Source organism: Paenibacillus oryzisoli (assembly GCF_001653565.1).
GTDB lineage: Bacteria > Bacillota > Bacilli > Paenibacillales > NBRC-103111 > Paenibacillus_E > Paenibacillus_E oryzisoli.
In genome coordinates, this window is sequence record NZ_LYPB01000059.1 from 53,513 (window position 1) to 67,079 (window position 13,567).

Here is a 13,567-nt window from a genome sequence, read left to right on the forward strand (position 1 = left end):
TACCTTTGACAAATAGTGGTTATGTAACCCCTGGCATCGATGATAATTCTTTAGCGTCTTTAGTAGGGAGAATTGACATATCAGAATCCGGAATTTATGAGATCAGTTATCAAGTATCGGCTACTTCTGGAGTTGGAGCTCAGATAGCGCTTAAGATAAATGGTGTAATAAATGCTGGTACGCGCATCCCAATTTTATCTAATAATATCCAAGTATCGAATAAAGTCATTTTACAATTGAGCGCAGGCAGCTTTATAAACATAGTGAATGATTCAAACACTGCACTAACATTAGCGCAATCGCCTGCAGTAGGGATCTCTATCGTAATTGAAAAGATCGCTTCTACTTTACCTAATTAAAGAAAAACTAGTACAAGGTTCTGAACGGCAAGAAGCTCAGGACAGATGGGGGGAAGATGCAATGCACAAAAAGCGAACCAAGATATGGATCCGCACCACGATAGCTACTTGTTTACTCATGACCTCGGCCAATACGTATGGGAATGCAATTCAGGCAATTGACGTTACCGAACAATTGGCATCCGAAGCACCAACGCGTATCCTGATTGATTCAAAAGGTGAATATGTGAATGATGTTCAATCCGCGGTATATGGCACATTGCCGACAACTATTTCTAGTGTAACGGCAGTAACCTATTCGGTTTATGGAACGGAAGAGCCCCGTATTCGCATGGGCTTTGGACAGAGCATAGCAATTGACGATCGTGGAGCGCTTTGGGCCTGGGGTTCTGTCCAGCTTCAAGCTAAAAACTCGTATCACACGCCGAAGCTGCTTGCTGGTATGGATCATGATGTTGTCGATGCTTTTGCAGGTACTAGCAATGTGGTTTTGAAAAAAGATGGTACGGTTTGGACATGGGGCGACAATCGTTTCGGGCAGTTGGGCGACGGTACAACGGTATCCCGTCAGACGGCGGAACAAGTGTCTACACTTAACGATATTACAGCAATTTCTTCTGGAGAGTCGTACACTTTAGCGTTGAAAAAGGATGGCACAGTATGGGCTTGGGGGTCTAATGTATATGGCGAGCTAGGGGATGGCACGACTACTCGGCAACCCGTTCCCATTCAGGTTCAAGGTCTGAACGATGTGATGTCCATATCAGCTGCGGGATGGCATAATCTTGCGGTAACAAAAGACGGCACGGTGTGGGCCTGGGGCGCTAACGCCCAAGGACAACTGGGCGATGGTACGACAAGCTCCCGCAACCGCCCCTTCGAGATTGGCGGTATTCATGGGGTGAAAGCGGTCAGTGCCGGGTATGATCATTCGCTCGCTTTGTTGAACGATGGCACGGTGTGGGCTTGGGGGCATAACGAATATGGCGAGCTTGGCGATAAGACGAATAAAGGACAAGCTACTCCCGTTCAGGTTGCTGGACTCGCTCAAGTGGCCTCGATTTCTGCTGGAGAATGGTATAGCATGGCGCTGAAGGAAGACGGTACGGTGTGGGCGTGGGGCTCGAACAGCTATGGGCAGCTTGGCAATGGAACGCCTAGCCATCAAAATAGTCCTGTACAGGTTCCTGGTATTGCCGCAAGTCAAATCTCCGCAGGCTTCTATGCTAGCGGAGCACTCGGAATCAACGGCATGTATTACACATGGGGCTCCAACATATTCGGTCAATTAGGAAATCAGGAGAAGAAACTGCAGCTTTATCCGCAAGGAATGGATGGATTGAATTTAAAAGCGTCCAGGGAGAATTAATCAGAAAAGAAGCTGCGGTTTGCACTTGCTGCGACTGCAGCTTTTCTTACATGTAGGAACAAGACTATGTCGAATAACAACTCGGAGCGTGATTTGGTATGATAACGGACATCGTTCTGCTGGCTCAGCATTTTGAAGCTATGCAAGAATGCATCCTCAACCTTCGTCTCTCTACTACAGAGCACCCTTACCATTTAATCGTTGTGGTGGAGGAAGACTCTCTGCGAATGTCTCAATGGCTAGCGCAGAATAGAAATGTTACTGTCGTGTTCTGCAAGCCTGGAATCAGCGTTGCGGCAGCTTATAATATAGGCGTTGCTGCTGCTTCATCACCTCATCTTGTATGCATGCGCGATTATATGTACGTTACGGATGGATGGCTTGGTCGGCTGAACGACTGCATGGCGTGGCATAAGCTTGCGGCTATGGTCGGCCCTGTTAGCAGCGGTATTAGCGGCGTGCAAAACACGCCAATTATCAGCGAAAACCCGCGAGTGTTGCAGTCCTACTCCGAGAGTATTGGCATTATGCGCGAAAACCGGAGCAAACGTGTAACTCGCGTGCTAAGCCATCTTGTGATGCTCCGTAAAAGCGCCTTCGACCAGTTGGGCGGGTTTGACGAAAGATTCGAAGAAGAAACTTACGAGGATGACGATTACTGCTACCGTGCTTTGCAAGAAGGGTACGAGCTTTTTATTGCCGAGGACTGCTTTGTGCGCTACGAGCGGAAATACGGGAAATATGCTGACGATCCTTCATTGTATTATGAACGAATTAGCATAAATAGCCGAAAATCGTTTGAAAAATGGGGATTGGATATTACATTGGCTTTGCACAGTTGGAAGTGGGCTGTTACGGTCAGCTTGTGCATGATTGTCAAAAATGAGGAAGAGACGTTAGAACGCTGTCTATCCAGTGTACAGGGATGCGTTGATGAGATCATTATTATCGATACGGGTTCCAAGGATCGAACCAAAGAGATCGCTCGTCAATTTACGGATCGCATTTATGATTTTGAATGGATTGATGATTTTTCCGCAGCGCGAAATTTTGCCTTCCAGAAGGCTAAGAAGGAGTATATTTTATGGCTTGACGCCGATGATATCTTATTGCCTGGGGATGCTGACAAATTCCTTGCCCTGAAGCAATCATTGCCATGGCAAACAGATGCTGTTTCGATGGTATACAACCTCGCCTTCGACGAATTCGGCCATGTCACGGTCAGTTTGCGCAGAAACAGGCTGGTTAAGCGAGAAAGAGGTTTTCGCTGGATTGGTGTCGTACACGAGTATCTTGAAGTGTTTGGAGCGATCGAATACGCCGATGTATGCGTAACGCATGATCGCAAGCATACTCAAACTTCCCGTAATCTGCATCTCTATGAAAAAAAGGAAAAAGAAGGGAAGAAGTTCTCTTCCCGCGATTTGTATTATTATGCTAATGAACTATTCGACCATCAGCAATGGGCGCGCTCCTTACGTAAGTACGAACAGTTCCTGGAACTGAAGGACGGCTGGATCGAAGACATTATCAATGCCTGCGGTCGCGCTGCCGACTGCTTGCATAAGCTGGGTAACCTGACGGAAGCGAAGGCGAAGGCGCTGTTAGCATTCGCTTACCAGTTGCCAAGAGCGGAGAACTGCTGCAGGCTGGGTTATTATCATATGGAAGAAAGCGATTATGTCAGTGCTGCGTATTGGTACCAAATGGCCGCTTCGCTGGAGAAACCACTGCATCCGCAAGCCTTGTTGCAGCATGCCTGCTGGACCTGGCTGCCGCATATTCAGCTTAGCGTCTGTTATAATAAGCTGGGACAAAATGAACGAGCTAACCACCACAACGAGATTGCTGCCACCTTTATTCCTCAAGACAGTAGAATCCTAAGCAATCGAGCCTTTTTTCAAGGCTTGGGCATTGTGTCTTCCGCGAGCACGACATGACACGTCTGGCAGCACGAATGACACGCGCGGTCTGGGGCAGAAATTTGAATGTAAAAGGGCTACCTTGCATGCGTTCGAGGAATCGATTGCGAGGTAGTCTTTTTTTTGCATAGCGCACCTAGCCAAGCTAGCCTCTTTATGGAAATTCCTCTCATATAAGCCACATTTCTTGAATACATATATGGAAAGTAACCTGCATGTCCAACCAAGAAATTGATTGAGCCAAGGGGATGAGCATAGACCATGAAAGAAAATCACGTTATTGCTATTTTGGGAATAGGCACCGCTGTGCCTGAATTTCGTCTAGATCAAGCGGATACTTCACATCGCTTAACAGAAGCTTTGCGCGACAACCCCAACTCTGCCCGTTGGGCTAAGAAAATTTTCAAGCAGTGCGGCGTCGAAACGAGATATACCTGCGAACCGAACTTGTTGGAAACAGCGGAGCATTGTCGGTACTTTTCACAATCCAATCATCAAGCACCCACGACGTCCGATCGCATGGCTACGTACAAGCGCGAGTCGGTGCCCTTAGCCTTGCAAGCAGCAGGGAATGCGCTGCGTGATGCCAAAGTCAACGTGTCTGACATCACACATCTGATCACTGTAAGCTGTACAGGACAGTTCCTGCCAGGACTAGATGCCGTATTGACGCAGCAGTTAGGACTAGCTCCTCATGTCAATCGGATCCCTTTCAATTTCCTTGGCTGTGCTGCTGGATTGAAGGCAGTGTGTTTGTCTCGTCACATTGCTGCTAGTCAACCGTCGGCCAAAGTCCTAGTCGTCTGCGTGGAATTGTGTACGCTTCATATTCAACCTTCAAGTGACCGTGAGGCTTTATTCGGAGCCTCTTTTTTCGGAGATGGCGCTTCGTCCTGTGTGGTAGGTGTCGCAAGTGATAACCAAAACCCCATTTTTCAATTAGGAAATGATCATTCGATTCTTCTACAAGATTGTGGGGATGAAATGAAATGGGAGGTAGGGAATCACGGCTTTGATCTCTATCTATCTCCCAATATCCCTAAGTTAATTGGAACCTGGATCCCTGAACAAGCAGCGCATCTGCTTAATGGCGGGCCGAAACCGGAACTATGGGCAATTCATCCCGGGGGGAAAGGGATTATTGACGCTCTGGAGGAGGTTTATGCATTAACCTCGGAAGAAACGCGGCCGAGCCGCACGGTACTGCGTAATTATGGCAATATGTCCTCGGCTACCATCCTATTCGTATTTGATGAAATGAGGCAGGAACTAGCGCACCGCGGAGCAGGACGGACAAGTGGTCTATCACTCGCTTTCGGACCTGGACTTACGTGTGAAATGATTCAATTCACCTATTGTGGCGTGGCCACCATTCAGGACATGCAATTAGATATAACTTATGTTTAAGGGGATCAAACAAAGAGCCGTGCAGCATGAATTAATGGATGACTTCTCGTCGGGAGGTTCTGAACTTCGGCAAGCGTTGCAACATTTGCGTATGCTGAATCGTATTTTTGGTGCTGCAGGCCCTACCCTGTTCGGCTTAAATCATTTATGGCTGCAAGCTGGCAAACCGAAGACGTTAACCATTCTGGATGTTGGATCTGGTTCCGGCGATGTGAATCGCCGTCTCCTGCGTTGGGCCGATAAACATGGGGTAGCACTTACCATTACATTGGTCGATATCACCGAGGAAGCTTGTGCGGAGGCAAGGGAATTGTTTCGCAGTGAGCCGCGTGTCAGCGTGATGCGAAGCAGTTTATTTCAGCTTCCCGAAAATGGCGTCGATATCACGACAGGCACACAATTTGTGCACCATTTTACCAATAATGAGCTTCCTCAGGTTGTAGGCTGCATGTTGAAAGCATCCCGAATAGGCGTTGTCATTAATGATATCCATCGGCATTGGCTGGCCTGGGGGGCTGTCTGGGTCACGGCTCACATCATCTCGCGGAATCGCTATATTCGGAATGATGGGCCGCTATCGGTAGCGAAAGGCTTCCGTGCGGGGGATTGGAAAGCCCTTCGTAAATCTCTGGGAATCTCTGATATGTTCGTTTCATGGAGACCGTTGTTCCGATATGCCGTTGTGATTGCGAAAAGGGAGCAGACATGATGACTCATAGCTATGATGTTGCCGTTATTGGTGCAGGTATCGCAGGTAGTGTGATGGCCAAATCGTTGGCAGATCATGGCTGGGATACGGTGCTGTTCGATCGTAAAGCATTTCCAAGGCATAAGGTATGTGGGGAATTCCTATCCCCTGAAACCCTCACGATGTTCAGAAAACTGGGACTGCGTGAAGCTATATCTGCGTTAAAACCAAGTAGAATTCATCGGACAAGCTTGACGCTAAGTCGGGGTAAGTCACTAGAGATTGCACTTCCTGGAACGGCTTGGGGGATTAGTCGCTACCAGCTGGACGCCACGCTTCACCATGCGGCATTGCGCGCAGGCGTTCAGTTGCAGACTGAAACAACGGTACTAGCTGTGAAACCTCTTGAGCAGGGATATTTCATATCGACGAGGCAAAGAGGTGAGGTTCATGAATATCAGGTGCGAGCCGTTATTGCAGCCTGTGGTGCAACGACGCCTGTTTCGGGTCTGCAAAGTCATACGCAGCGAGATGGCATACCGAACAAAGTCGGACATCTAGGTGTGAAATCCCATTATAACGGGGTGACCATGAATGGCGTTGTTGAGCTTTATTTCTTTGAAGGCGGGTACCTCGGTCTATCACCGATTGAAGGTGGGCAGGTGAATGTGGCAGCACTACTGGAGCGAGAGGCTTTTCAGCAGGGGGACAAATCCATTCTGGGATTGATCGAGGCAGCATGTGCTAGACATCGTAAACTATCGGAGCGCTTATCTGGCGCACAACCTGTTCTAGGAACACAAGCGGCTGTTGCTCCCGTTAAGTTAACACGCAAACCTGTTCCATGGGATATGTTCCCCCGACTAGGAGACGCTGCCATGATGTTGCCGCCATTGTGCGGTGATGGCATGTCAATGGCGCTCCGTTCGGCTGTGTTATGTGCGCCACTCGCGTCGCGATATCTCAAAGGGCAGATCAGCCTGGCGGAATGGGAGCGGGACTATACTGCGGCGATACAGCGGGAATTTAAGGGGCCATTGAAGTGGGGACAGCGGTTGCAGGGGATGTTAACGGTTCCTTATTTACCCAGTGTTATGCTTGCTGCAGCTACATACACGCCTGGATTGGCCCAACGATTAGTGCAAGCAACTAGACTGAAAGAAACTGAGTATTAAAGGGAGGGACATTCTTGCGTAAACTTGCGTTGATATCCCTTCGTTATCCCAAAACCATCGTGGTGTTCTGGGTCTTATTCTTTCTCTATTTTGGATGGTACGCTCCCAAGCTGCCAGCTGTATTAAACGACCATGGATTAATTTCGGATGGGTCCTATGCCAAGGTGGAACAGGCACTCGCTTCTCATTTTCATAGGCCAGCGAATCCTGTCATTCTCGTCTTTGAGATAGAGGGCAAGCTGGAGCCACGCCAATTCGAGCGGTACTTGCAGCTGGATTTATTATCCTTACATGGTATGCAAGGGTTAAGAGAGGTCATATCTCCGCTAGAAGTAGCAGGGATGATTCAAGGGAATTACGCCTATGCGCTGCTTGAATTCGAGCAAAGTCCACATGAGATGGGACCCGTCTTGCAGGAAATTCAGACACGATTACCCCATCACCGAGAAATGAAAGTGTCATTGACAGGCAAGTCAGTTGTACAAGAAGATGTAAACCGAGCTAGCCAACGTGATTTGAGAAAAGCGGAAAGCCTAGGCATCCCAGTGGCATTTTTGATTCTGTGGCTGGCCTTTGGCGGCATGACGTCTTCGCTGATTCCTATCATCGTTGGTATTTTCGGCGTTACGAGTACGATGGGTATCATGTATGGAATCGGAACACGCATTGATTTATCTAACTTTGTACTGAATGTAATCCCGATGGTAGGACTGGCGCTTAGTATCGATTTTGCCTTGATGATGGTCAGTCGATTTCGTGAGGAAATTCATGTGCGTCCTGTTGGACAAGCCATCCTAACGACGATGACAACAGCTGGAAGAGCTGTCCTATTCTCGGCACTTAGTGTTTTTTTAGGTCTCATGGGCATATTGTTCATACCGCTTCCTATATTCTCGACCATTGCCTTAGGAGCAATGACCGTGTTAGCCGTTTCTGTCATGCTGACATTGACGCTGGTGCCGGCGCTTCTAACGCTGTGGTGGCCAGCTATTCGAGCTGAACGGAGACCGCTTTCTGCAACGAAAGGTGCGAACGGTTGGTGGTTTGCCATGGCCCATTTTGTGATGAGAAAACCTGTTCAAATGAGTCTGCTTGCTGCTTGTATCCTAATGTGTTGTTTCTTACCCTTAAAGAAGATGACACTAGCTATCCCTGATGCAACATCCTTGCCCAAAGGGTATGAATCCCGCGCAGCATTCGAGACGTATGAAACACATTTTGGCACGAAAAATAGTACAGTCGTTCATTTGGTTGTTACAGGAAAAGCAACGCAATTAACCCAAAGTGAATGGAAAAATGCTTCCCTACTCGTGCAAAGAATAGAGAGAGATCCGCTTGTTGAAAGCGTAGATTCAATTTACTCGAGGTTGCGAATGCCTTATGAACAACTCTATGCTATTTCGCGAAATCCCAACGCACAAGGAAATTATGAAGAGATCTTACACGCTTTTGTCCATAAGAATGACATGCTCGTTCAGGTTCAATTACAAGGGGAACCCTCTTCACAGCCTGTTATGGATTGGGTGAGACGTTGGGAAATAGAAGGGGAATCTGGAACTCTCCCATTCCTTCTTGGCGGTGAGGCGAAGTATCAGCAGGAGATTTTCGATGACATCTTTGACAATTTAATATATTCCCTGCTGTTTATCCTCATTTCGAACTATGTGGTTTTATTTATTGCGTTCCGTTCCATTCTCATCCCCTTAAAGACAATCCTCATGAACCTCCTCAGCTTAGGCGCTTCATTCGGAATTCTAGCTTGGCTATTTGAAGCGGGGCATTTCGGCTTAGAACCGAGTAGAATCGCTATTATGATTCCAGTGTTTATCTTTGGACTAGCGTTCGGGATCTCCATGGATTATGGCGTTTTCTTAGTATCGCGCATCTATGAGGAATATCAGCGTACACATGATAATCAGCGTTCAGTGCTAGTCGGTTTAGGGTCTATAAGTAAGATTATCAACTCCGCAGCAGCAATTATGATCGCGGTCACATTGCCGTTTGCTTTCGGTGATGTTGTCGGCGTAAAACAACTAGGGCTGGGCATTGCAGCGGCTATTTTTATCGATGCGACGGTTATTAGATTGATTCTTGTGCCAGCGTTAATGGTTATTCTCGGGGAGTGGAATTGGTGGGGACCTAGTGGGGGGAGAACGCGTACTTAAGAAAGCTTGCCTATTGGCTATCTAAGTGTGCTGTTTCCCATTAATTAGGTTCTTTTTTTTGTGATACAAACTTGGACTTGTGAGTTTTTTGTGAGTATGAAATGATAGAATGACATGTATCAGACATTCGAAGAGAGGGGGCCCGAGGTGAGGAGCACTCGAAAAATCATTGGAATCGGGCTGGTTTTCTCGGTTTCTATTCTTTTGTTTATTGCGATTTATTCACTGATGATTCCTACTCAAAATAAGGAGACAGCGAAGCAGGGGGTCATGGATTTACGCGACTATGATTTCAATAAGCATGGCGTCATTTCCTTGGATGGAGAGTGGGAATTCTATAAAGGGGAGCTGTTGGAACCTGCCGATTTTCAAGTAGGGGTTCGAAAGAATGTTACGTATTTAAACGTGCCAGGAATATGGAAAGGAAATATGAACGAAAGCAGTATGAGCAGTAAAGGCTACGGAACGTACCGTCTGAAAGTACTTGTGAATGAGACAGAAGATATCTACGGTATGAAAATTCGCAGCATTCGGATGTCGCATCGGCTTTATATAGATGGGAAAGTAGAAGGTGGAAGTGGATTTCCCGGTATAACCAAGGAAACTAATATACCAGGGAATACACCCTATAGCACATTTTTTCATGTAAACTCGAAGGAATTTGAAATTATTCTGCAAGTGGCTAACTATGAATATACGACGGGTGGCATTGTCAATGCCATTCAATTTGGCTCGCATGGGGATATTGCGAAGTTGAACAGCTTAGTACTTGGCGGCGATCTTGCGATCATTATGTTGCTTGTTATGTTCGGAGCGTATCATCTCAGCCTGTATTTCTTGCGCAGTCGTGAGAAAACATATTTGCTCAGTGGGTTATACCTCTTCTCGACAGCTGGTGTCCAATTTCTATACGGCGAGAAAATTTTTCAACAGCTGCTGCCACAAATTCCATTTGAGATGACGTATAAGCTGCTGGATGTCTTTGAATTCGTCAGTGCAATTTTAAGCTTGTTATTTTTTTGTTCCATCCACCCCAAGCTCATTTCTCGCCCGAAAATAAATCTGTTAATTGCTCCAGTCATTGGGATTTTAGCAGCAATTGTTTTCTTGCCGTATGCCATGTATAACGAAATAAGAAATCTATTCTTTCTATATATAGCTTTCGTACCCGTGTTGATTTTCAGTAGAATGCTCTATCTTTTCTTCACGAGTAAGAAGGGGACGTATGAACGGAAAGAGCTTGGCTTATTCATTGTAGCTATGATCTCTTTGATGGTCTCTTTAGTGAATGGGGTTTTATATTCAGAAAATGCACTATCTTCGGATCTTTGGCATAAAGTTGGAATTATTGGTTTCATTACATTAATGAACCTCTTGTTAGCCGTACGATTAACGAATGCCTATGAGAATACAGAGCTTTTAACTCATCGACTCACGGTATCCAATCAGTTGAAGGATGAGTTTCTGATGCACACCTCGCATGAAATCAAGACGCCTCTGCATGGCATCATGAATATTACGTCATCGCTGCTAGACGATGATGAACATAATTTGTCCCCTAGGCAGAAGCAGAATTTGTGGCTAGTCAAGGATACTTCGGTGAAGCTTTCCATGCTTATGCAAGATCTTATTGATGTCACTCGCTTGAAGCATGGTGAGCTGCGATTGTTGATGACGGTTGTAGATGTGAGGGCAGTGACGCAAATTGTATTCGATGTTCTACAGTTTGAACTGGCTGGAAAAGCGGTACGACTCGATAACCAAGTACCAGCTAATATGTGGGTACAAGCAGATGAGAATCGGTTGCGTCAAATTATGTACAATTTAGTTCACAATGCGATGAAGCACACAGAAAATGGTAGTATTCGTGTCACTGCAAGCCCAGTCGAAGACGACATCCATATTGCCGTTGAAGATACAGGGACGGGGATTCCATCTGATCAATATGCCAAAGTTTTCGAGTATTTCGAGCAGCAAGAGCATGTTTTGCCTGAGGATGGCTACACGGGGATGGGCGTTGGTTTGTATATTAGCCGAAAGCTTGTGGAGAGAATGGGTGGAGACATCTGGATTGACTGGTCTGAGGTTGGACTGGGAACACGCATGGCATTTAAGCTTCCCACGGCAATTGATTACATGCCTGTGAATCCAGAACGATCGCTCATTGATTTCAACCAACAAAGACATGGGAATAACTCTGAATCCTTAGATATTCTAGAGGAGCATACGCATACAGTACTCGTCGTGGATGATGAGGCTTCCAATATCTATACGCTGCTCAATATACTGAGAAGACATAGATACAATGTGATTACCGCCTTTTCAGCCAAAGAAGCGCTGGTTAAAATGGGGGAAAACTCGCAAGTAGACCTCGTTATTTTGGATGTGATGATGCCGGGCGTCTCAGGAATTGAGCTCTGTCGTGAATTGCGCGCGCAGCATTCGATTCTCGATTTGCCGATTCTTTTCGCGACAGTCAAGGACTCTTCGCAAGATATCGCTCTTGGCTTCCATGCGGGAGCTAATGATTATGTTACGAAGCCGTTCGAAGCCGAGACGTTAATCGCGAGAATTCAGACGTTGATAGCGATGAAAACCTCGATCCAAGAAGCGATTCGAAGCGAGCTTGCTTTCCATCAAGCGCAGATTAAGCCACATTTTCTTTATAATGCGCTGAGCAGTGTGATTTCATTTTGTTATACGGATGGAGAGAAGGCTGCTTATTTATTGTCCAAGTTAAGCCAATTCCTGCGCTATATTCTGGATATGGACCGGAATGATTTATTCGTTAGTCTTCATCGGGAGCTAGATTTGATTGATGCCTATGTCGAGATTGAGAAGGCGCGATATGGAGAACGGTTTGAATTTATTTGTTATGTGGACGAAAGTTTGAAACATCTCCCTATTCCCTCGCTCTGCATCCAGCCGTTTGTGGAGAACGCGATTCGACACGGTTTCTTCGAGAAGGATGAGTACGGTACGGTTACGCTGACGATTCAAGAAGGTGACGGCTACATGCAGGTGACGGTACACGATAATGGCATCGGTATTCCCGATGATCTTCTCTATCGGATGGCTAGCGGCGAACGAGGGAGCGGTGGTATTGCCATTGCTAATATACGCAAACGGTTGGACACGATCCCGGGGGCTACATTCATGATTACTTCAGAGATAGGGCGCGGTACGAAGGTAACGATGTATTTGCCAATTAGTGGTAAAGATCAGGATGTCTTAGTGGAAAGGTGGGATGAACTTGTTTAAGGTTGTCATTGTTGAAGATGAAAAACCAATTCTTGAACTAATGAAGGTGCTGATCGGGCGCAATCCGCATTATACCATCATCGGGGCTTACACGAATCCCCATGAGGCGCTGGCGTCAATGGCCGAACTGAAGCCAGATCTTGCATTTCTTGATGTGGAGATGCCCAAAATGAATGGTCTCGAACTCGCGCAACGAATGAATGACATGACAGATCAGACGAAAATTATTTTTACGACTGCTTACAAAGAGTATGCGTTAGAGGCTTTTAAAGTCTACGCTTTTGACTATATTCTGAAGCCAGTCACACCTTCTGCCATCGAACGTATTACGAGTCGTATAATGAAGCTGGAACAGCCGATAGAGCCTATCCAGCCGAAGGCACGGCAGTCTGTGATTAAGTGCTTTGGCAGTTTGGAGGTTCGTAATCCGGAAGGTGCACTTGTCCGTTGGCCGACGAAGAAGACCGAGGAACTATTCGCCTATTTTCTATGTAATCCTGCACAAGAAATGAACAAATGGCATCTTGCTGATATGCTATGGCCGGACATGCTGGAAGACCGCGCTTCGCATAATTTACACAACACGATTTACCGCTTGAAAAAGTTATTGAAAGAACACGAAATCGGGATGGATATTCTCAAAACGAATGACGGCTATATGATAGATCCGCTTGGTATGACGTACGATCTAATAGAATTCCAGATGACTGATCCAGCTTCACTAGATGGTATACAAGATAGGGCGCGCGGCGAACGTTTATTATCTCTCTATCGCGGCCCTCTGTTAGATCGGAAAGATTATCTATGGAAAACGCAACTAGAAGAAAATTACAGTAAGCAATATACATCGTTCGTACGTCAAATGGTTAGGCGCGATATGCTCGAGCAGTCTTGGAGCCAAGCTGAGCAAAAGATGGATACGTATTTGACCTTGTATCCACTTAATGAAGAGATGCATCAATTGCTTATTGATATCTATGCAATAAGTGGAAAAAAGGAACGAATCGCTAAGCACTATTCAGGTTTCAAAACGTTATACATGAAAGAACTTGGATTGGAGCCTCCTGCGGAAATGAGTGCTAGGGTAACTGCCTACTTGGAATAGATGGGAAAAGACGGAGGACGTTGAGGCGCCTTCCGTCTTTTGTGCGCTTGGCAGCGCAACGACTAAGGAGTGAAAGTCTCCAGTACACCGCGAGGTGGCGGAAGTACATAGCCGAC

Annotated in this window: 8 protein-coding genes and 1 pseudogene; all 9 read left to right on the forward strand. The window is 46.4% G+C overall.

The window, feature by feature from the left end; all coding sequences use genetic code 11:
- Nucleotides 1-83: 83 nt before the first annotated feature.
- Nucleotides 84-359: pseudogene (locus A8708_RS37185) on the forward strand (BclA C-terminal domain-containing protein); the annotation flags it as partial.
- Between the two features lie 61 nt (nt 360-420).
- Entirely contained in the window at nt 421-1,728 is a 1,308-nt protein-coding gene (locus A8708_RS12315) for an RCC1 domain-containing protein (protein ID WP_068663769.1), read from the forward strand.
- Nucleotides 1,729-1,826: 98 nt separating this feature from the next.
- Nucleotides 1,827-3,668 (forward strand): glycosyltransferase, encoded by a 1,842-nt coding sequence (locus A8708_RS36440; protein ID WP_157264732.1) that lies wholly within the window; start codon nt 1,827-1,829, stop codon nt 3,666-3,668.
- Between the two features lie 243 nt (nt 3,669-3,911).
- A complete protein-coding gene (locus A8708_RS12325) occupies nt 3,912-5,057 on the forward strand; it encodes a type III polyketide synthase (RefSeq protein ID WP_068663770.1) in 1,146 nt (381 codons plus the stop codon).
- Nucleotides 5,050-5,766 carry a methyltransferase domain-containing protein gene (locus A8708_RS12330; RefSeq protein ID WP_068663771.1) on the forward strand — a complete coding sequence of 239 codons (717 nt, stop codon included), beginning with the start codon at nt 5,050-5,052 and terminating at the stop codon, nt 5,764-5,766. Before A8708_RS12325 ends, A8708_RS12330 begins: the two co-directional genes overlap by 8 nt.
- Nucleotides 5,766-6,920, forward strand: coding sequence for an NAD(P)/FAD-dependent oxidoreductase (locus A8708_RS12335; RefSeq protein WP_068663772.1), 1,155 nt, complete (start codon nt 5,766-5,768; stop codon nt 6,918-6,920). The genes A8708_RS12330 and A8708_RS12335 overlap by 1 nt, the downstream gene beginning before the upstream one ends.
- 14 nt (nt 6,921-6,934) lie before the next feature.
- Complete coding sequence (locus A8708_RS12340) at nt 6,935-9,085, forward strand: MMPL family transporter (RefSeq protein WP_068663773.1); 2,151 nt, start codon at nt 6,935-6,937, stop codon at nt 9,083-9,085.
- A gap of 147 nt (nt 9,086-9,232) precedes the next feature.
- Nucleotides 9,233-12,346, forward strand: a complete 3,114-nt coding sequence (locus A8708_RS12345) for a hybrid sensor histidine kinase/response regulator (RefSeq protein ID WP_338044193.1) — start codon at nt 9,233-9,235, stop codon at nt 12,344-12,346.
- Nucleotides 12,333-13,451, forward strand: coding sequence for a response regulator (locus A8708_RS12350; protein ID WP_239696651.1), 1,119 nt, complete (start codon nt 12,333-12,335; stop codon nt 13,449-13,451). Before A8708_RS12345 ends, A8708_RS12350 begins: the two co-directional genes overlap by 14 nt.
- The last annotated feature ends 116 nt before the right edge of the window (nt 13,452-13,567 follow it).